Annotated in this window: 17 protein-coding genes; 4 read left to right on the forward strand and 13 right to left on the reverse strand. The window is 32.7% G+C overall.

What is annotated here, in order from left to right; all coding sequences use genetic code 11:
- Positions 1-41: 41 nt before the first annotated feature.
- The 4 genes from AAGD45_RS05940 to AAGD45_RS05955 all read right to left on the reverse strand — a co-directional run bounded on the left by AAGD45_RS05940 (position 42) and on the right by AAGD45_RS05955 (position 6,434).
- On the reverse strand, positions 42-1,316 hold the full coding sequence (locus AAGD45_RS05940; RefSeq protein ID WP_341762229.1) for an MFS transporter: 1,275 nt from the start codon (positions 1,314-1,316) through the stop codon (positions 42-44).
- A 170-nt stretch (positions 1,317-1,486) separates the two neighbouring features.
- Positions 1,487-3,301: an aspartate--tRNA ligase gene (gene aspS / locus AAGD45_RS05945; protein ID WP_341761027.1), complete on the reverse strand. Its 1,815-nt coding sequence runs from the start codon at positions 3,299-3,301 to the stop codon at positions 1,487-1,489.
- A 131-nt stretch (positions 3,302-3,432) separates the two neighbouring features.
- Positions 3,433-5,406: a UvrD-helicase domain-containing protein gene (locus AAGD45_RS05950; RefSeq protein WP_341761028.1), complete on the reverse strand. Its 1,974-nt coding sequence runs from the start codon at positions 5,404-5,406 to the stop codon at positions 3,433-3,435.
- Positions 5,407-5,531: 125 nt separating this feature from the next.
- On the reverse strand, positions 5,532-6,434 hold the full coding sequence (locus AAGD45_RS05955; RefSeq protein ID WP_341761029.1) for a PD-(D/E)XK nuclease family transposase: 903 nt from the start codon (positions 6,432-6,434) through the stop codon (positions 5,532-5,534).
- A 102-nt stretch (positions 6,435-6,536) separates the two neighbouring features.
- On the opposite strand from AAGD45_RS05955, the gene AAGD45_RS05960 reads away from it, so the two are divergent.
- Positions 6,537-6,767: a palindromic element RPE1 domain-containing protein gene (locus tag AAGD45_RS05960; protein WP_341761030.1), complete on the forward strand. Its 231-nt coding sequence runs from the start codon at positions 6,537-6,539 to the stop codon at positions 6,765-6,767.
- A gap of 319 nt (positions 6,768-7,086) precedes the next feature.
- On the opposite strand, the gene AAGD45_RS05965 is transcribed toward AAGD45_RS05960, so the two are convergent.
- Together AAGD45_RS05965 and AAGD45_RS05970 are read right to left on the reverse strand one after the other, a co-directional pair.
- Positions 7,087-9,468: a glycosyltransferase gene (locus AAGD45_RS05965; protein ID WP_341761031.1), complete on the reverse strand. Its 2,382-nt coding sequence runs from the start codon at positions 9,466-9,468 to the stop codon at positions 7,087-7,089.
- Positions 9,465-10,379 (reverse strand): NAD-dependent epimerase/dehydratase family protein, encoded by a 915-nt coding sequence (locus AAGD45_RS05970; protein WP_341761032.1) that lies wholly within the window; start codon positions 10,377-10,379, stop codon positions 9,465-9,467. Before AAGD45_RS05970 ends, AAGD45_RS05965 begins: the two co-directional genes overlap by 4 nt.
- Positions 10,380-10,468: 89 nt before the next feature.
- Here AAGD45_RS05970 and AAGD45_RS05975 point away from each other — a divergent pair, with 89 nt between their 5' ends.
- Complete coding sequence (locus AAGD45_RS05975; protein WP_341761033.1) at positions 10,469-11,605, forward strand: glycosyltransferase family 4 protein; 1,137 nt, start codon at positions 10,469-10,471, stop codon at positions 11,603-11,605.
- 536 nt (positions 11,606-12,141) lie between these two features.
- Here the strand turns inward: AAGD45_RS05975 and AAGD45_RS05980 are convergent.
- The 6 genes from AAGD45_RS05980 to AAGD45_RS06005 all read right to left on the reverse strand — a co-directional run bounded on the left by AAGD45_RS05980 (position 12,142) and on the right by AAGD45_RS06005 (position 18,012).
- Positions 12,142-13,323 (reverse strand): hypothetical protein, encoded by a 1,182-nt coding sequence (locus tag AAGD45_RS05980; RefSeq protein ID WP_341761034.1) that lies wholly within the window; start codon positions 13,321-13,323, stop codon positions 12,142-12,144.
- Between the two features lie 233 nt (positions 13,324-13,556).
- Positions 13,557-15,422, reverse strand: coding sequence for a patatin-like phospholipase family protein (locus AAGD45_RS05985; protein ID WP_341761035.1), 1,866 nt, complete (start codon positions 15,420-15,422; stop codon positions 13,557-13,559).
- A gap of 37 nt (positions 15,423-15,459) precedes the next feature.
- A complete protein-coding gene (locus tag AAGD45_RS05990; RefSeq protein WP_410521061.1) occupies positions 15,460-15,903 on the reverse strand; it encodes a DUF2335 domain-containing protein in 444 nt (147 codons plus the stop codon).
- Positions 15,893-16,063, reverse strand: a complete 171-nt coding sequence (locus tag AAGD45_RS05995; RefSeq protein WP_341761036.1) for a hypothetical protein — start codon at positions 16,061-16,063, stop codon at positions 15,893-15,895. The genes AAGD45_RS05990 and AAGD45_RS05995 overlap by 11 nt, the downstream gene beginning before the upstream one ends.
- A 522-nt stretch (positions 16,064-16,585) precedes the next feature.
- Positions 16,586-17,353: an NAD kinase gene (locus tag AAGD45_RS06000; RefSeq protein WP_341762230.1), complete on the reverse strand. Its 768-nt coding sequence runs from the start codon at positions 17,351-17,353 to the stop codon at positions 16,586-16,588.
- Positions 17,344-18,012 (reverse strand): phosphatase PAP2 family protein, encoded by a 669-nt coding sequence (locus AAGD45_RS06005; protein WP_341761037.1) that lies wholly within the window; start codon positions 18,010-18,012, stop codon positions 17,344-17,346. The genes AAGD45_RS06000 and AAGD45_RS06005 overlap by 10 nt, the downstream gene beginning before the upstream one ends.
- A gap of 256 nt (positions 18,013-18,268) precedes the next feature.
- Here AAGD45_RS06005 and AAGD45_RS06010 point away from each other — a divergent pair, with 256 nt between their 5' ends.
- Positions 18,269-19,942, forward strand: a complete 1,674-nt coding sequence (locus tag AAGD45_RS06010; protein WP_341761038.1) for a ribonuclease J — start codon at positions 18,269-18,271, stop codon at positions 19,940-19,942.
- A 57-nt stretch (positions 19,943-19,999) separates the two neighbouring features.
- Positions 20,000-21,322 carry a hypothetical protein gene (locus tag AAGD45_RS06015; protein ID WP_341761039.1) on the forward strand — a complete coding sequence of 441 codons (1,323 nt, stop codon included), beginning with the start codon at positions 20,000-20,002 and terminating at the stop codon, positions 21,320-21,322.
- Between the two features lie 250 nt (positions 21,323-21,572).
- Here the strand turns inward: AAGD45_RS06015 and tsaB are convergent, their stop codons facing one another.
- The gene (tsaB, locus tag AAGD45_RS06020) at positions 21,573-22,253 is read right to left on the reverse strand and encodes a tRNA (adenosine(37)-N6)-threonylcarbamoyltransferase complex dimerization subunit type 1 TsaB (protein ID WP_341761040.1); all 681 of its coding nucleotides are present in this window, start codon (positions 22,251-22,253) and stop codon (positions 21,573-21,575) included.
- Positions 22,254-22,286 lie beyond the last annotated feature (33 nt).

The raw sequence follows: 22,286 nt of genomic DNA on the forward strand, positions 1-22,286 counted from the left end.
TGACGCTAGTACTACAACTATAGTAGTATAAAAGATAAATTTTATAAATTGATATCAATTTGCAACTTAATTTTGTTTTTATAATCTTTCTCAAAACATTTTGCCATAAAATATGCTAATATTGCAAATAATATAAGATATATGATTGGCAATAATTGAAAATTTAGGTATCTCATTAATATTAAACAAACAGAACTAGCACTGCCAGACATCAACATTGACCCAATATTATGACCAAGACTTACTGCACGATAACGATCATTGACAGCAAAAGCTTTTGTCATGATACCATGAGAAAGAGCATTGAAAGGAGCAACAAAACATGCTAACATTAAACAAGAACCCAAAGCTAAATTAACCATCTGATAGTTAACGGATATAATAAATAATAGACTAGATACAATAGTACCAAATAAGCTAAACTTAAATACTAACATTTGACTAAGCCGGTCTGCTAACAAGCCAGCAATAGGCATAGGAATGGCAAAACATATGGTTATTAAAACTGAAAATGTACTAATAATGAAACTAGTTTGCGGTAGAACCATAGGCAAATATTGTTTCATGAACATAACGGATATTTGGTAAGTTGCACCAAATCCACCAGCAAGGAACACTGCCATCAAAATAACTCGCCACTGCTTCTTAATTAAACTAGCCAAGCTTTGCGTCTTCGCTTTACTGTCTTGATTCTTTTTAAATTCCGGTGTTTCATCAAATGTTCGGCGAAAATATAAAACGATTAAAGCTAAAGGTAAACTAAAGAAAAAAGGAATACGCCAACTCCAATCTGGAAAAATATGGGCATTAAAAAAATTGGTCGCCCCATTCCCTAGTAATAAACCTACAACCCCAGTACAACGAGTTATTGCTGAAGCTGTATATCGGTATTTCTCCCCTAAATGTTCGATAACATAAATAGCCGCTCCATCATATTCTCCACCTATAAAAAAACCTTGCATAAAGCGACACAAAGCCAAAATTATTGCACCCCACACACCAATAGATGAGTATTCTGGTAGGAAGCCTATAACCATCGTAGGTATTCCAATACCTATGATGGTTATACTTAATGCAGTTTTACGCCCATACAAATCTCCGATACGGCCAAAAATCACTGATCCCATAGGTTTTGATAAATATGCTATCGCATAAATAGCAAAAACATTTATTAGATTAGTTAGATAATCAGTGTTTGGAAAGAACTTTGCTGCCATAATACCAGCAGAAAAACCATACAAACCATAATCATAATATTCAACTATTGTACCTAGAAATGCTCCGATAATTTTATTTCTTGTTTTTTTTTTCACTATATACTGCTCATAATTACTAGTACTCTATTTAGGCTCTATAAAGGTTTCTATCTAATGGTTGATTTCTTCGTTATTTTCGTTCTCGAATCCTCACGTACAGTTAGTACGCTGCGGTTCTGCGAGCGAAAATGCCTATAAATCTACTCATTACATAGAAACCTTTATAGAGCCTAAGAACCTTCAGTTAACAATTTATTTCTGACTGAAGGTGCTAAGTTAATATTAAGCTCTTTTAAAGCTTTTTCATCAATATAATCAGGAGCATTCATCAATAAATCTTCCGCTTGCTGATTTAGTGGGAAAGCTATTACCTCTCTAACATTAGTTGAATCAGTTAATAACATAACCATCCTATCTATTCCAGGGGCTATCCCGCCATGTGGAGGGGCTCCAAATTTAAAAGCCCTGATCATACCACCAAATTTTTTATCGACAACTTCCGGGGAGTATCCGGCAATCTCAAAAGCTTTATACATTATTTCCGGTTTATGATTTCTAATTGCACCACTAGATAACTCGATACCATTACAAACAATATCATATTGATAAGCTTTAATGGCTAGTAGATCATCTACTGTTTTGGCTGATTCTAAACCTGCCATACCACCTTGTGGCATAGAAAATGGGTTATGGCTAAAATCTATTTTTTTGGTTTGTTCATTTAATTCATAAAATAGGAAATCTGTTATCCAACAAAACTCAAAACAATCTTTTTTAAGTAAATCTAATTCTTCCCCTAATTTAGTTCGTAGCTTGCCGGCAAGTTTAGATGCTTTATCAACTTTATCACTAGAGAAGAAGACAGCATCACCATTTTGTAGATTCGCTAAAGACTTTAAATTCAATAATTGCTCATCTGTTAGAAATTTAACAATAGGTCCTTTAGCTTGCCCATCTTCTAGGAACTGGATGTAACCAAGCCCACTTGCCCCCTCATAAGTCGCAAATTCTGCCATTTTGTCAAAGAAGCTTCTAGGTAAAGCAGAAGCTTTAGGAGCTGGCACGGCTCTAACAACAGAGCCATTTTTTATATTCTCTTTAAAAATAGCAAAGTTAGAGTCTCTAAATAATTCTGTAACATCTGCAATGATCAGTGGATTTCTAAGATCTGGTTTGTCAGTACCATATTTTAGCATTGCTTGTTCATATGGAATTTGTATAAAAGGTGTATTTGATACTTTTTTATCGGAAAATTTGCTGAATATCTCATACATTACCGGCTCAATGATATTAAATACCTCTTCCTGCGTGACAAAAGACATCTCCACATCCAATTGATAGAATTCACCTGGTGACCTATCAGCCCTAGCATCTTCATCTCTAAAACAAGGTGCTATTTGAAAATAACGATCAAATCCTGATACCATAAGCAATTGTTTAAATTGCTGAGGGGCTTGCGGCAGTGCATAAAACTTACCAGGATGCAATCTACTTGGCACCAAAAAGTCCCTAGCTCCTTCTGGTGAACTAGCCGTTAGAATCGGTGTTTGAAATTCCGTAAACCCTTTTTGTGTCATCAGATGGCGTATATGAGCTATAACTTGCGATCTTAACATAATGTTATTATGTAATTTCTCGCGTCTAAGATCTAAGAACCGATATTTTAACCTAGTCTCTTCAGGAGCGAGTTGATCAGAATTGACTAACAATGGTAAACTTTCAGCATTAGACTCAACTATAAACTCACTTACCAATATTTCAATTTTACCAGTCATTAACGAGTCGTTTATTGTTTCATCACTCCTTGCTACCACTCTACCTACAACAGTTATAACTGATTCATACCTTAACCGACTAGCATCATCCATTAAACTTGGATTTTGATCAGTAAACACCAACTGGCTTATACCAAAATGATCTCTAAGATCAATAAAGACTAAATTACCGTGATCCCTTCTTCTATGTACCCAGCCGGATAATTTTACCCTTTGCCCAGCATCCTTTAATCGCAATTCATTACAATTATGCGTCCTATATTTATGCATTCTATATCTCTTAAAATGAAAAGATTATATAAAAATATCTCTATTAAGCAAGCAATTATCTTTTACCTAAAGGACAGCATAGCATAAAAATTAACTACACTAATACCATTTATGAAATAATTTTATAAAGATTAAAAAGAAACTTTGTGTTTTGTACCTAAATAATTAAGTTGTTTAGTTGAAGAAGTTCTAATACAAACATTATCTGGTATTTCTCCAAGAAACCTAGAAGGAGAGTATCTTATTATTTCATAAAACATAAAACGACTTTCTGCATAAGTAATATACAGGTCTTTCTTAGCTCTAGTAATACCCACATAGGCGATTCTCCTCTCTTCTTCTAGACCTTTCTCACCCTCTTTTAGTGATCGCTGATGTGGAAACACCCCCTCTTCCCAACCTGGTAGAAAAACTAGATCAAATTCAAGACCTTTAGCAGCATGGAGCGTCATAATGCTAACAGAACCACCAAAATTTGATTCTAATTCCTCATTTTCCATTACCAAACTAGAATGTTCTATAAAATCTTGAATATTATCAAATTCTGCGATTGCTCTAAGCATTTCGTTAATATTTTCAATTCTGCCAGTTGCTTCATCTGTTTTTTCTTCTTGTAGCATCTCAAGATAACCTGATTCTTCTAGTAAAGATTTAGTGACATTAACAGCCGGGTCATTTTTATATCGAAAACTCCAATTATCGATATTACTAATAAATTTGTTTAGACTATCTTTGACTTTATTTTTAAAAGTTTCTGCTTGTAACATCTGACGAATGGCAGCAATAATAGGTATATTATGTTCAACCGCATAATCTTTTATTTGTTTTAATGTGGTATTACCAATAGCTCTCCTTGGAACATTTATTATGCGTTCAAGAGCAAGATTGTCACTATGATTTAAAGTGATACGTATATAGGCAAGTAAGTCACGTATCTCCATTCGTTCATAAAACTTAAGACCACCAATAATTTTGTATGGTAATGCATTACTAATAAACACTTCTTCAAATGCTCTAGTTTGGAAACCTGCTCTAACTAATATCGCAACTAATCCTGCATTATACTTTCCCTCTGTAACTAACTTGCTAATTTCAGATACAACGAATCTTGCTTCTTCTTTATCATTCCAACAAGATATAATTTTAATTTTTTCTCCATCATTTTTATCAGTCCATAATGTTTTACCGTGACGATTCTTATTATGGTCAATTACACTTGATGCAGCTAATAAGATTTTTGAGCTAGATCTATAATTTTGTTCTAATTTTATTATTGTAGCATTTGGAAAATCCTTTTCAAAACGTAATATATTACCAACTTCTGCACCCCGCCAACTATATATAGATTGATCATCATCACCAACACAGCAGATATTTTTTGAGCTACTTGCCAACATCCTTGCCCAAAGATACTGAACAGCGTTAGTATCTTGATACTCATCAATCAGAATATATTTATATTGTTCCTGATAATACTTTAATATTATAGGGTTTTTTATAAACAATTCATTATTGTAAAGTAGTAAATCCCCAAAATCTACTACATTAGATGCTAGTAAATTTTGCTGATATTCGTCATAGACAAATTGAGCCACTTTATGAATTGGTAGCTTAATATCAGATTCAGAAAGTTTATACGGCAATAACCCCTGATCTTTCCAACACGAAATAATAATATGTAAAAGTTTGGGGACATATTTTTTGGTATCTATATTTTTCTGCTTAACTATATCTTTAACCAATTTAAGCTGATCATCAGGGCTAATAATAGTAAACCTACTATTCAAGCTAAAATTCAAATGTTCTGCTTGCTGACGCAAAATTTTTGCTGCTATAGAATGAAATGTACCTATATTTAGCCCATAACAATCAATCATTTTGTTGATTCGATCTTGCATTTCTCTAGCAGCTTTATTAGTAAAAGTAACTGCTAGAATATTTTGAGGTAGAGTTAACCCTTGCTGGATTATGTTGGCTATTCTAGTCGTTAACACTTTAGTTTTACCAGTCCCTGCTCCAGCCAGTACAAGAATAGGACCATGTACATGGGACACTGCTAGCAGTTGTTGAGGATTTAATGAGTTTAGGAAACTTTGTTGTGTCATGATCTAGTACTACAATTGTAGATTAGTGGAGTTATAGTCAGATAGTTTGATATTTTATTTATAATGATGCCGGAAACATCAAAAACTTATCATGCCAATTCTCAATTTTTTAAAATTTCCATAAGCTAAACTTGAGGTTCATTAGCTACAAGAATTAATTTTTGGATTTCCTCTATACTCAAACCAGTAGACTCAGCAATGACGTCAATTGATAATCCAGCTTGAAGTAAATTTTTAGCTATAACAATTTTTTCTCTAGCTGCACCTCTAGCTTCAGCAGCTTGCAATTCATCTCTATCGTTATAAAGTTTCTTTTGGTAATAGGAGTAGTTTGCCCTCTCTTCTTTGGTCATTTTGAGAATGTTAAGCTTGTCCGCTACTTGCCTCATATAAGGCGAATGATAGTTTGGTGGTACTTCATCATATTTCATGACATGTAGCCAGTCATCAATCTCTTTCTCTAAACGATCATTAAACAGAGGCACTGATATATAAAAATACTCTGGTAGGATGTCAGTAGCATCAAAAACCTCAAAAGTCTCCATATTCTTAATATGCACATTTAATCTTTCATTAGTTTCTATCTCATGAATAATAGTTTTACCATGGTAAATAACTCCATTACCATTTCCTATAGGAAAATAGAGTAGGGATATATGAAATATCTTTATTATTTGGGTATAATCTTCTCTTTGAGCAAGGTTATCAACTATAAGTCTTGAGGTGTTAAAGCAGGCCTTATGAATAAAAGAATCCTTAACATTACGCTCGATTTCATTACGCTCGATTTCAATAATATATTTATGGTGATCTTCATCTTCTACAATTACATCAGCTAGACTTCTTTTGCTTTTACTATCTTCTTTGTTACTCTCGGTCTCAAGTAAGGCTACTATTTTAACGTCCTTATAACCCTTGGTCTTAAGAAGAGCTGAGATAAAACCTTCTACTACAGCATAATCGCCTTTATCTTTCAGAAGGTACTTAATAGCATAGTCAAAGGAAATTAACGGTTTATCGTTACTCATAATAATTATTTATGTTATTAGTAGTACTCAGTTATACTCAAATGATCCTACGAATTGGATTTGAAAATGAATGGTGAGAAGGCGTAACGTACATATTAGTACGTGAGCATACAAATCCATAATATTTTCAAAAAACAATTTTTCAAAGCAGAAGAGTATATTAGACTTCCTGCAGAATTCGCTTTTGCTGAGGAATTTGTAGGAGACACGGAACCTCGACCCGCAGCGTACTCAAATGTACGTGAGGATTCGAGTACCGGTATCACGCACAAATTACCAGCAAAAGTAGAATTATGCAGGAAGTCTATTAATATTAAAGCTAATATAGCATAAAATCAATAGTACTGCTAGCTTCATTATTAAATTAACCAGTGTACGTGAATTCGGGATAAGAATTTATCAATTCTTATCCCGAATGAGGTAGTGTGATTGAAGTTAAGTAGTAACTCACCTTACGCATAACCCCCATGGCAATTTAAAAATTGCAGAAGAGTACAAGAGTCATTGCGAGACCACATAGTGGTCGTGGCAATCCACATTTATTAGATTGCTTCATCGTTACCAAACTAGCTCCCCACAATGACGTCAGGCTGTTTTCTTCCTTATGACTTTTAAATACCACGCGTAAGGTGAAGTAGTAAGATATATAAATCTACACTGTAGTATTATGATTATCTTTTATCACTGTTAGCAAAGAGTTTTTTAAAATAAGAGCTTTTTCATTATATTTTTTAATGAAGTCAGGTAGCTTAGAACAGATTATATCAATATTTTGTTGAACCTTTTCTACGGCATTAAATATAGTTAACGGACAGTCAACACGGTTAACCGTTAACATATCACGTAAAAATTCATCATCATAAACATCCGCTGTAGGGCCAACTAAGCAAGGCACTCCTAAACCTAGGCTTTCTAAAACTATCATAGGGGAACATTCCGAATTAGTAATGTATAAAGTTAAATTAGTATTTGCCATCAATTTTATTAATTCTTTATGTGGTAAATTCTCAGGGAAAACTTTAAGTTCTACATCTTCCATCATCCAAGAAGCATATTTATTGTTATCAAAAGAGAAATTAGTATAACAACAAACTCGATCTTTAAACATACTTATCGCCGCAAATTGAGGGTAGAGATTCTTGATCCATATGTTTGATGTACTCCATATACCAATTTTAAATTTACCTGGTAAATTTAAAATTTCTCGGGAAATTATCTTTTTTTCTAGCAACAATGGTATGAAGTTTTGTAATAGATAAGATTGTATACCATTGGCTATAAGAAATTGTTCTAGACCACTTTTCAGAGTAACAATGGCTTTAATTTTATGCCGCTTATATAAATTCAACCATCTATAAAAAATTTGGCAATGACCAATATTTACCCATTGGGCAGGAGAACCATGCCATAAATAGTAGATATTTAAACAATTATCCCCTTTCATTTCATGTAGCTTCTCTACTAATTGAATATGAACATCAAGCCCTCCAGATATAATTAAGTTTTTAATACCTGTCTTTATAAGTAATTTTGCTATTTGAGTAATAACTTTGTCAGGTAAATACGAGTTAATATAACTTATCAAAACGTTGAGTTTCCCCATAGGAAAAGGAATTGTTTTATCAAATAATCCTTTAGTGGAATTAGCAACTCCAAGAAAAATGCTAGGATAAATTACATAAATATCATCAATATCTTTTTGTCCTAGAGGCAGCGGATATAGATTTCCACCGTTGCTGGAATGACATCGATCTTGATTTTGTCCTTGATATTTGATTATAAAATTTTTAAAATTATCATAGTCATTTTTTGGAAAAAAAGAATAGAACATAGTAATTATTCGTCTAACAGACAACTTAACCCAAGAATATTTTAGAAGAAATCGTGCTATTTCTTTAAGAAAGGGGGAAAAAAGGATTTTTGAGAGTAGTCTATACGTTACAAAGGAAGAATCTTTATTATTAACAAGCTCTATATTTCTTAAAATTTGTTGTTTTGTTTGTAATATCTGTTTTTTGGTATGATTGTTTACTGAGTCTTCTATAAATGAATACCATAAGTTTTGCATTTGAGTTTTATTTGCAAAGATTTCCTGATAAGATAAACAGTTTTGTTGTTTAATCTTTGCTAATAGTTCCCTTTCAACATTTAATTTTTTTATTGCATTTATAAATCCTGTATGATTCCTGTTAATTATAAATTCATGCTGCACCTCAGGTAACACCTCCCTAGCAATACCTACATCCGTAGTGATAATTGCACAACCAAATGCCATAGCTTCAATGATGGTTAGCGGCGTTCCTTCTTGCACAGATGCTATTAGCAAAATGTCTGTTTTTTTTAAAATCTCCCAAATTTCTTGTTTAGAACGTATTCGCTCATTTTTATCCACTATACATCTTTTGATATGAATTCCATCTTTATCAAGCTGTTCTAGTGCCGGTATAATTACTGTTTTTAGACCTTTATAATCAGGAGTACTACTATGCCAACTTCCCCAAGAACTATTACCAATCCATGTTATAACTAAACTTGCAGGATCTTCATCATGACTTGATTCCACATCATGAATTAGTACATTATCATAAATTACTTGCCAAGGCTTTGGATAATCTATGATATTTGCATAAATATCATATAATCTTTTAGAAGTAGTGTAGTAGTTATCAATAAATTGGAAAGTTGGTAAATTTTTTAATATTTCACTTTCACTTTCAATAAATAGATGATCAGGTATGCTAGTGGTAATGGTAGTATTTACTAATATTTCTCCTGTAGCCTTACTATTACTAGAATTATCTGCTATGCTTGTTAGTAATTCTGTCAGATAGCCACGATAGAAAAAATGTATTAATTTAATAGAAGTATATTGGTTTAATTTGATTAAAAAATCCTTATATGTTTTGTAATCACAGCTGTAAATAATATGACAATCATATTGGTCACTTAGTAAAGATTGAACATATTGAGCGACGTTATCAAAAGCCCATCCCCTAACATCAGATACTAAAATCAGGGTTTCTTTTGAATTCATAAATTTACACTAAATAACTCTAATAATCCAGCTTCTAACCCATATACTGGCATATAATTTAAAAGTTGCTGAGCCAATTCTGTGCTGCCAACAGAAATATTTATATTCCCAGCCTGACTTGGTAGATATTTTATCCCTTTGACAATAGCAATCTTATTAATTAGTTGAATAAGTTCGTTTATAGAGTAGGTACGTCCCGTGCAAACATTTAGTACAGGGGCTGAGGTACTCGCAATAGACAAGGCTCTAACGCACATATTGGTAACATCTGAAACATGTATAAAATCACGACTTTGATTACCATCACCAAAAACAACCAACTCCTTACCTTCTTCTACTTTCTGTTTAAATATTGATATTACACCAGAGTAATCAGAACCTCTAAGTTGCCCTTTACCATAAACATTAAAAAGGCGTAAGCCACAGGTTTTAAGAGATTTAAGCTCACCAAAAACCTTAGCTTGCAGCTCACAGGCTAATTTATCCACTGCATAAGGAGAAAGCGGGTTTACCTTACCATTCTCTTGTAAAGGAAAGTCACTTACTGTACCATAAACGGCAGCAGATGATGCATATATAACTGGTATATTCTGTTTACTTGCCTGAAGGAATATATTAATAGTTCCCGTTAAATTCACTTGATGATTGTGATACCAATTATCAATTGATTCCTGTACATTTGCTATCGCTGCAAGATGGAAGCAACCATCAATATTTCTAAATAATTTTTCTAAAATATCTTGATCTAAGATATTCCCTTGAACAAATTCAACATTTTTATTAAACGAATAATTGAAATTACCTGTTGAAAGATCATCTAATATTACAACCTGATTGCCTTCTTTTACTAGTAAGTTAACAAGATGTGAACCGATAAAACCAGCACCTCCAGTGACTAAATAATTTGACATATGGTATTAGTGCAGTTAATTTTTATGATATAATTAAGTGGGTATTTGCTCTATGGTATTATTTATAGAATTATTATTAAGAAAAGCAAATGAAAAAAATTATCATTTTCACAAATACAGATTGGCACTTTTATGCCCATCTTCTGCCAATTGCTTTAACCGCTAAAATGCAAGGCTATGAAGTTAAAGTATTAACAAATATTAGTGAATTTAAAGATAAGATAGAACAGCATGGTTTACGAGTAATTCCAATTTCAATAAAGCGTGGAAGTATCAACCCTTTTACTGATTTAGTATTATTAAGCAAGTTAATTAGCATATTAAATAAAGAGAAACCGGATATATTGCATAATTTTACTATAAAACCAATTTTTTATGGGAGTATAACTGCCTTCTTGTGTAGCATATGCTCAAAACAGAAGAGTTTACCGCAAGTTATTAACACTTTTGTTGGTATGGGTTTAATTTTTATAAGTAGTAATTTTTTGCTAAGATTAGTTAGAAGCATTATAGTTAGAATAATATCTATAATAGGATATTATAGAAGCATGCTATTTGTCGTACAAAACGATGATGATTTAGCCTTACTGGTAAAATTAGCTATAGCACCCAAAAATTTAATTGTTAAACAATGCAGCGTTGGTATAGAAACTGAAAAGTTTCCTTTTCTTCTAGAACCACTAGGTAGTAAAATAGTGGTGGCATTGGTAGCTAGAATGATTGTTGATAAAGGTATATATGAATTTATATATGCTGCAAAAATATTAAAACAAAAAGGTATAGATGCTGAGTTTTGGTTAGTTGGCGAACCTGACAAAGATAATAAGCAATCAATAGCACAATCAATATTAGAAGACTATCAAAATCTAGGATATATCAAATATCTTGGTTATCAGAAAAATATAGAAAAAATATGGAAAAAAGCACATATTGCAGCATTACCTTCCTACCGTGAAGGGCTAAGCCGTAGTCTTTTAGAGGCTGGGGCATATGGTAGAGCCATTATTACTACTGATGTCCCAGGTGGTAGAGAATTAATACAAGACCAAATAAACGGATTATTAGTTAAACCGCAAAATACAGAAGATTTAGCAAGAGCTATGGAGCTATTAATCACTATGCCTCTACTTAGAAAACACCTAGGTAAAAAAATTCGACAAGATATTTTAGAAAAATATGATTGCCAATTAATATCCGAGAAGATGACTAATTTTTATATAAACTAATTTTTAGATTTGGTATACTCGGTGAACTCCAAGAATTGGCGTTCCCGCGACCAAAGATCTGTGCTGCTCCGTTACTCATGTACGCTACGCCGCTCGACTTTGCTACTGCCTAGCTCTTCTTGAAGTTATACTATCGTCTACCAACTCTTCATTTACGAGCAGTATATCACAATTTAACAATAAACCATGGCAGTTTTAATGGATGGCAAGAAACTAAGGCAGGTTTTTAAAAACTTATGGGTAAAACCCCAATTCGGGATAAGAATTAGTTAATTCTTATCCCGAATTGGCTTTAATACAAGGAAAAATGCATTCTTAAAGCGGTTTTGCGAATGCATTTTAAACCTTTCTAAAGCTAAAAACATGATTTTAATCTTTTAAAATCATGTTTTTAGCAAAATATTAATTTAACAATCAGATGCAGAGCCGTCTCAAATCTGATTGTTTCAATAATTTTACCGAATTTGGGATAAGAATTGACAAATTCTTATCCCGAATTCGCGTGTAAAGATATGATGTGTACAATGATGACTATATTATAAAAAATCTTCAGACACTGTATCAATTTCACCTGCAATAGGAAGCGATTCAGCTTGCTGTGGGTCACAATTGTTATAAACTGTATCTGAATTTTCATCTGAAGTAATGGATTTTGATTCAGTGTCCTTTGTTACATTTTTTGAAAAAATTGAATATCCTGCTACACTATTACGCTCAACAAGATACTTGGTCTCACTGCGAATATTCTTAAATTTTTTTTCTAGGACTTCTAATAAAGGGTTACACTCAGGCAGGCTATCATAGCTGCTTGCAGAGAGATACAACCATGCTCCAGTATTAATATTTGGATCATCTATAGCTTTCCCTAAAGTTTGAAGAAATCCTACACTATTGAATCCCGCAGTTTTAATTAACTCACTGAGAATATAGCTAAACACATATACGTCACAATCTCTAACATGATGAGTGCTAAGAACATAAAGAGAACTAATATCATAATGACTCTTAAAAAGCGTTTCACACTTCTCAACATTACCTGTCTTTATTGCATCTAACAAATCTTTCTTAGAGCTAAAACTTGAAAATAAATTACTTGTATCAGTGGGTTCTTCAATTCTAAAATTTTCTAAGTCCGCTATTTTTAACATTGTATTAGCAGCAATATCTGAATTTTCATCTGAAGTAATGGATTTTGATTCAGTGTCCTTTGTTGCATTTTTTGAAAAAATTGAATATCCTGCTATACTATTACGCTCAACAAGATACTTGGTCTCACTGCGAATATTCTTAAATTTTTTTTCTAGGACTTCTAGGACATTTAATAAAGGGTTACACTCAGGCAGGCTATCATAGCTGCTTACAGAGAGATACAACCATGCTCCAGTATTAATATTTGGATCATCTATAGCTTTCCCTAAAGTTTGAAGAAATCCTACACTATTGAATCCCGCAGTTTTAATTAACTCACTGAGAATATAGCTAAACACATATACGTCACAATCTCTAACATGATGAGTGCTAAGAACATAAAGAGAACTAATATCATAATGACTCTTAAAAAGCGTTTCACACTTCTCAACATTACCTGTCTTTATTGTATCTAACAAATCTTTCTTAGAGCTAAAACTTGAAAATAAATTACTTGTATCAGTGGGTTCTGCAATTCTAAAATTTTCTAAGTCCGCTTTAAACTCGTTTATATTTACTACTTCCAACATAATATACCTTTATTAATTTCATTTAAATGTTCATCTCCCAAATCTACATATTCTAGTTCTTTCTCTATCCACTTTAGCATCTTCTTTTATCAACCTATTATTTGTTTACTTGGTTGATATTTATACACTATTCTTCTACTACTTACAACTTATGGGTAAAGATATGACTATATGTACACCTAGCATGCTCACCATTCATTTTCAAATCCAATTCGTAGGATCATTTGAGTATATCATCCCCCCTTAGTCTGCCCTACTCCCTTTCCTCCACTACTAATTCGAAATGCCTCACTTTTATTTTTACCTAGAAAATCTTTAAAATCTTCTTTTGTAAACTTAAATTCAGTAATATTCTTTGCTGGACTTTTACTTGTATCAAATCTCTGTTCTTGTTTTTTATCAATAGCTAATAATTCTACAAAATCATTTTTAATTTTACTCGGTGTTGTTGGATTATTTAAGGTCTTAATCAGTGATTCTATAGACTTGGTATCATTTCTAAGTTCATTATTGCGTGCAGTTGCTGCAACTATTACATACTCTTTTAATACAGCCTTGTTATCTTTTCCCTTCCAGCGTTCTTCCGTACAAAAAGATAACAATGTGTCAGCTTTTTCTTGATGATTTCGCATAACATCACGATCTTGCCAAGAGTTCTTTTTTTTAGTTTCTTCCGCTGGAGCTATATGATCTAATAGCTTATTAAAAAAAGTTTTATTCAAATTTTCATTATCATAAACTTCATAAACATTTAGGAAAAATTTTTGTTGTTCAAATGCTTTATCTACCCCTTTACCAAGTTCAAAATTATCTAAATACTCCAAAGTCTGAAAACGACCTTTAATATGTAAATAACCTGCATATTTTTCAGCATCATCAAAGCTGAAAGTAGATATACCTTGAGTATCTAATGTAACCGTATTTAATGCATTCTCACGTAAATCATCAAAAGTCTTTTCATTAGTTTTTGTGTATATAAAATTTCCACCAACTTTAGCTAGCATTTTATATACTACATCAAGTAAAAATTTCACTAGGACATTTGGACCTTCAAAATTCTTGGCACTATATATAGCAATATTTGCTGAATCATCCATACCACTACCGAAGGCAAGAGCTAAAACCCTACCTTGCTTTTTTGCTAGGGTAACATTCTCAAAACCATCCAACTCTTCCGCAACATCGACTTTACTGTCATTTTCGGGGAAATAGCCTATAGGAGTATTGTCTCTATACCCCCCATCGACATACTCGACACCATCAATTTTTACAGGTTGAAAAACTAAAGGAAGAGAAGCGGAAGCATGGCAAGCTCTAGCAATTGGAACATCAGGAGTATTTTCAGCACTAAAAATTTGTAAAGTACTATCATCTCGCCTTACTGCAGTAATTAATAAGTCTTTAAATTGCACTGGATCAAGAAGTCTTAAAAGAGCTAAATCCTTAAAAAGGAGTTCACCACCCTTTTGACATTTGTTTGTTAATTCAATGAATTCTTTACCATTAGATTCTATTATAGCTTGAATTTTCTTGGATTGTTTTTTAAAATCTTGTTCCTGAAAATCTAAACCTCGAATATTTTCATTTATATCAGCAATCTGCTGACTATTATTATCATCTTGTTGTTTTAATGTTTCAATCTTATTTAAAAGATCTTGCCTTTTTTTGTCTAACTCTCTCAGTTCTTCTGAAATCCTTTCATGTCTCACTGTAGCAAGTTCCACAAAATTCTTGCCTTTTAAAGAATTATAAGCACCTTTTCTTATAGTCTTATCTACAAGCTCGTATAATGGAGTACCATCTTTACTAAGCGGCACCGGACCAATTGAAAATCCTTGAGTCCCAAGTAAATCTTTGAAGTTTGTATTTTTTGAAATAGCTTCATATTCTTTAGGTGGTATACCAAATGCAGTCACTGCAGCAGCTATTGCCCCTGCCGATGATCCTGCAACTGCTTCTACCCCTTCAATTACTTTAGATTCATTCAAGCCCTCATAAACACCAGAATATCCAGCCCCCTTAGCTCCACCACCACTAAAAACCACATATTTAAAAGGACTTTGCTGCCTTTCTTGCATTTCTTTTTGTAACTTACTCATAATCTTTACTCAATTATTATAAAATTCTTATATAATTTCACCTTCTAGTATAGTCTTTCCGCTTAGTAAATTTAGCAGAAGACAAGAATACTCCAGTTCCTATGCCTAACAATACTGAAACAGTGAAAATACTGGCAATCATAAAATGCCCCAACACAGCCAAAACTATAGTAGTAATACAGACCATTATCATGAATATAATACTACTTATTCTACCTTTTTTTGTTACGCTTTCATAAACCTCAATACTTTTAATATCCATCTGATGTCTATGTACTTGCTCTTTTTCTGCCATGGCAATTAGCTTTGTCAATGTTCCTGGATAAATATTTTCATATTCTGCCATTAAATCTACAGGTGGCAAAACATGTGCAAACTTCTTACTATAGAAGCTATTATCAGACTCCTTAGGATTACTAACTTTTAAATATCCTTTGTTCAACCTATTGTTATTAGCAAAAAAACTTTTACTATCTTTCATATTCTTTTCTTATTTCTTGAAATGTTGAATTAATATCTTTTTCTACCCTAATAAAGTATTCAAGTAAATCTATCTCTGGCTTTTTTCTTACTGTCGTTTGAGATATTTTAAATATACTAAAAAAGCCTATTAGGAAATGTCTTACAAATTCTTTATTCATTTATTCTCATATTAAATTTATTAACTTATTACTATCAAATTCAGGTTAACTAGAGTGATTATAACAAAGCTTTAAGAAAAAAGGGAGAAATAATCTTTAGTTTTGATAAAAATTATTTTTTTAGGAAAGTAAAGATGTGGTGTAATACCATTTACCATTATTAACTACGCTAATATTATAGTTGTAGTTACTACCCAAAGCTGTCATTCCTGCTTCGGTGCATAGGCGTCAACTTAAGAGCGTAATGATTGAACATGTATAAACAAATTAAACACATCCGTCATAGCAAGGCTCGTTAGATGCCGTGGCGATCCAGATAAACAGCGAAGCTGTTTTTTAGAGTAACGCTTCGCGTATCTTAGATTGCCGCGTCGCCGCTTGCAGCGGCTTCTCGCAATGACGTTTAGGTTTGATTTACTTATACATGTTCAATCATTACGCTCTTAAGTTGACACCTATGCGCCTCCTCGCAATGACGTCTTGTACTTTTCTGCAATTTTTAAATGTTATACGTAAGGTGAATTACTCATTAAATTGCTCTTTAATAATTCGATTTTCAAGGCTATTTTTTTTATCAAATAATAACTTTATCTTCTTGTTTTTTACAGATTTAATTAATACTGACTTAATATTATCAAACTCTTGAAAATCTGCAGCTGCATTTACTGGTCTTTTATTACTTTCTAAGATTTCAAACTTTATAGTAGTAGAAAATGGTAGTAACGCACCATGCCAGCGTCTTGGACGGAAAGGACAAATTGGTGTTAGGCATAATACGTTTGACTCAAGTGGCAAAATAGGACCTCCAGCAGATAAGTTGTACGCACTACTGCCAGCTGGGGTTGCAACCATTGCCCCATCAGCTACTAATTCACTCATACGCTCAACTTGATCAATTTCGATCCTGAATTTAGCAGCTTGGTTGGTTTTACGAAATATTGATACTTCATTAATAGCTAGGGCAGTATAGGTTTTATTGTCTATGCTTTCTGCTTGCATTTTTAAAGGGTATAAATGAGAAATTATAGATTCTTGTAAATTATCCATTAACTTTTCAACAATAACTGGATTCATTAAAAACCCAATGTTACCAGAATTAATTCCATAAAAAGAAACATCAAGATGCATATAACGATGTATCGCATGTAGTAATTCCCCGTCCCCTCCAACTACAACAATTATTTCTGCTTCTTCTACCTTACAAAACTTATAAACTACTTCAAGCTGTCTAACTAGTTCTAATGATTTTGTAGAACTATTATAAACAATCGCAATTTTATTTAAATTAATTTTAGTTTTTGCCAACATAAATACAATAAATGATTAATTGTTAATATAACAACACAAGAAGCCAGTACATCACTTAAAAAATGCCCTCCCATTAATATACGACTTAGTCCAACTAATGTACCAAAAATCAATGTAATACTGTAAATTCTTGAGAAAAACATCAAAGGAGCAACATAAGCAAGATTAGTTAAGCTATACCCCATAGCTGCATGGCCTGATGAAAATGAGCAATTATGTAAACATTCATTAGAGATTGAGAAGGCTCTAGTAAAATTTTTTGTACCATTAAACTCTTTAATCTGCAGCGGACGAGCCCTACCAAAATTTTCTTTAAATATATAATTTACTAGTAGCCCAGGACCTATTGCTGTAGATAAAATTATATAAATGCTCCCTGAAATAATAAGCCTATTAAAAGTTTTGTACTTAACAATTAAGTAAAGTAGGTATAATAATATTACTATAGTCAGTAGTTTAGTTAATATGGGAATAACTTCAAATAATAATTGTATAATATTATTGTTACGATAGATAAATCCATTATTGCTGTCGTAGAATAATTTTGAGAAATCTATATCCAAATTAGGAAATAGTATAGTTAGTAATAAAACTATACCAAAGGTGAATATACTAGTATAAACTAAATTAGTATTAATCATAGACTACAAGCCAAAAATAAGTTATAAAAGTATACTTAAACACCAAGTATGCAAGTTTAAATAGCCTAAATTATGCGCAAAGATGTCACCCCCGCGTAAGCGAGGTCTAAAAAAATAACAAGGATAGATACTTAATATTTTTAGATTCCGCTACCTACGCGGGAATGACATCGAAGATGCTGTAAGTATCATTCCCAATCCAAGTTATTTAAACTTGCACACTTGATATCAAACCCTACATAATATAGAAGTTAATATGCCATTCAACATTAAAAACCATAAAAATGATTTACTATTTTTACCACTTGGTGGTGCAAATGAAATAGGCATAAATGTCAATCTATATCATTATCAAGGAAAATGGTTGATGGTTGATTGCGGCAGTGGTTTTCCCGATGAATATTTACCAGGTGTTGATATGATAATTGCTGATATTAGCTTTATTGAACGCTATAAAAAAGATCTGTTAGGTTTAGTTCTAACTCACGCACATGAAGACCATTTGGGAGCAATCCAATATTTGTGGAGTAGCCTAGAATGTCCAATATATGCCACTACCTTTACAGCAAATTTTCTAAAACTTAGATTAGCAGAATATGATTTTGCTAAAACTATAAAAATTCATGAAGTAAAACCTTCGGCAAAAATAAATCTTGATCCATTCCAGCTAGAAATGATACCATTAACCCATTCAGCTCCAGAAATGCAGGCAATTATGATACGTACAGAAGCTGGCAATATTCTCCATACAGGAGATTGGAAATTTGATAATGATCCGGTACTTGGTAAGAAAGCTGATGAAGATCTACTAAAATCTTATGGTGATGAAGGGGTTCTAGCTTTAGTCTGTGACTCAACTAATGTATTTAATGAAGGAACTTCTGGTTCAGAAGGAGAAGTGCGTAAAAGTTTAGTAGATATTATCGCAGGTTGTCCTCAGATGGTTGTGGTAACAACTTTTGCCTCAAATTTGGCTCGTCTTGAGACCCTAATTCACGCAGGTCAGATGGCAAAAAGAAAAGTTGTCCTATCGGGAAGAAGTTTGCATAGAATTTTGCTTGCAGCACAGGAAAGTGGTTATATGAAAGATATTGCCCCTTTGATCGATGAACGAGATATAGCAAGATTTAAAAGGCAAGAACTTTTAGTTATTGCTACTGGTTGCCAAGGTGAGCCTCTAGCAGCTACTGCAAAAATGGCAAATAATAGTCACCATAGTATAAAGTTAGCTCCTAAAGATACAATCATATTTTCTTCAAAAATTATTCCCGGCAATGAAAAGAAAATTTTCCGTATGTTTAATATTTTTGTAAGGTCAGGAGTTGAGGTGATAACTGAACGAGATCACTTTGTACATGTTTCTGGGCATCCAGCAATTGACGAACTCAAACACATGTACTCTCTAATTAGACCTCAGATTTGTGTACCAGTGCATGGTGAGCCGGTACATATACATGAGCAAGCAAAATTAGCTCGTAAAAATGGTATAAAACACGCTATTGAGGTAGAAAATGGTAGCTTATTATTACTTGATCCTCATAATCCTCGTATTTTATCCAAGGTAACAACAGGTTATTTGGCTGTTGACGGCAATTATCTTTTACCAGCAGAATCATCAATTTTTAGAACTCGTAGACGTATGCGTGATTCTGGTATAGTAGTGGCAAGTTTGGTAATAAATAAAAATGGTAGCCTTAGTTGCAGCCCTATTTTATCTATGCCGGGTCTTCTTGACTCTGACGATGATGCACAGCTAATTAATATGATTAAAGATGATATTACTGAAACGATAGAAATTCAGAGAAAATCAAAAGGTAGCATTCTCAATGAACAGATTGAGAATGCTGTAAGGTCAGCTATTCGTAAAACATTGAAACATGAGATAAATAAATCACCCATTATCATAGTCAATGTAGAAAAGGCTTATTGAAAACTAGTTTATTAATCTAGTTTATTGAATGCAAGTTAACTAAGGAGATATTATATTATGAAATCATATAGTTTTACATCTGATGATGCTGCACAAAATATAGATAAAGACTTACAATATATAGCAGAGTCCTTTGATCCTAAGCATAACAAAGATTATCAAAAAAAACCTAGCTCTAGTGAAAAACAGGTTAACAAGGATATAGAACGTGGTGTCTTTTATATTGAAACCCCAGATGGACAAATAGTAGACTTACTAGCTAAGTGTAAGTCAGCCAAAGCTCAGGATCATAAGGTAACTTATCAAGATATGCATGATATATTAACAAATGATTATCATTTATCAAAAACACAAACAGAATATATTTTAGCTGCAAATCACCAAGGTAGTCTAGCTGCTGCTACAGCTGGATTCACCCCACTAAAAATGAAAGCATTTGATAACTATGGATATGATCCTGGAAGTGAATGGCTAAGAGATGGTAGTATGTCCAAGATCACTATAGATAAAGATCATAACGTATCATATATCGGCGGACAAAAGCTCATGTTTGATTGTAGTATGAATGCTTTCTTGCCAAAGAGTGACCTTAGGAATATGATGGGTACGGAATTTAATAGCCAAGATTATATGGCTGTAAATATTACCGCCACGTTAGGAAAAGCAGGGGATTCTGAATTAACACCGCAAGTAGTAATTGATGTAGCTGGCACTGGCAAAATTGCTGATCGATTTATTAGTGATATACAAGCAATCCAAACAAATTGTGAGCAAAAAGACCCTCAAGCAATTATTGATAGTAATAAGGCTTTATCGAAAGAATTACTAACTGTTCCTCTTAATGAGCAACAATATAAAACAGATATGAAAGAAAGAGTTTCAGAAATCATATCAGATGAAGGAGTGAAGCCGGAAACAATAAGCACATTTAAAAAAGCAAATGGTGCTACAGAGGCTTTAGCTGACATATTGATAGAGCGAATTGATCAAGCAATTGCAACTCAAAAAGATACAAAAACAGAGAAATTAAGTTTACAATCCATTAATGACATTGCTAAAAAAGCTGCGGAACAGTTAAATAAGTTTATCGATAATCCAGATAAATATACAGTAAAGAAATTTACTAAGCAATTAGTAAACGATCGAGCTGAATCATCGAATACGATAATGCCAAGGAAAAATTTTATTGCAAGAATTTGTGAATATTTAAAAGACAAATGGCATGGATATTCTAGTGATAAGAGCAAACTACCATTGGCTGAACAATTGAAGAATGAGGCAAAATTTGTCGGACAAAAAGCAAAATCACATATGTCATCTAAAACACCAACATCACCACCTCCACATAATGAAAAGACGGAAGCTAAAGGAAGAGGGTAGGAAATTTTTAATAGACTTCTTGCAACCTCAATTTCGGATTAATTTCATTAATCCGAAATTGGAATGAGAAAGTAAACAATCAGGCTTAAAGCGGCTATCACGCCTGATTGTTAAATATTTCATTTGCTAATAATCTTATTTTTATTGATATAAAAATAAGATTATTAGCGATAATAGATTAAAATGCATTCGTAGAACCGCTTCAAGAATGCATTTTTCTGATATTATAGCCAGTTTTGTAGTAGTAGAATTATGTAAGAACTCTAATCTTTGCATCAGCTGGTCTAATATATAACGGCTCTATGGAGTTAGAGAAATTGTACTTTCTAGCTATTTTGTCGGCTATATATTTGCATATATGCAGTGCCTTAACTCTAGTAAAACGAGGTAAAATTGTTAAATTTTTTATATCCCTAATCTTGTCGTATATCATCTCTACCCCGCTACCTGCACAAACATTAATAGTAGCATCTTCTGTGTTTAATAACTCCACAGCTTGGTCATAATTTATCAGTGAAGGAATAGAAGCTTGTTCATTTTGATCAAAAACTTGGCTATATAATTGCCCTCTATATGCATTGAGAAAAATAAAAATTTTATTATAATTTTTTACTTGCCTGCTGGCTCTCCACCAAAAATACTCAAAATTAGATGTAGTGATGCCTGTTATATCTGTACTTAGCAACAAGCCTTTTGCCACTGATAACCCTATTCTAATGCCTGTAAAACTGCCCGGACCGTTTGTAACGGCTAAACAATCTAGGTCATGGTAAGATATCTTTGCTATTTTCAATGCTTCTTCAACCATTGGCACTATAGTTTCAGCTTGCATAGAAGACCTTAATTCCTCAATATAGGCTAGAATAATCTGATCTTCAGAGATTGCAACAGATGCACTATTATTTGCCGTATCAAATGCTAAAATTTTCATTTATAATATAATCAATATTTCAAGTTTTGTAAG

The organism is Candidatus Tisiphia endosymbiont of Thecophora atra (assembly GCF_964026395.1).
GTDB lineage: Bacteria > Pseudomonadota > Alphaproteobacteria > Rickettsiales > Rickettsiaceae > Tisiphia.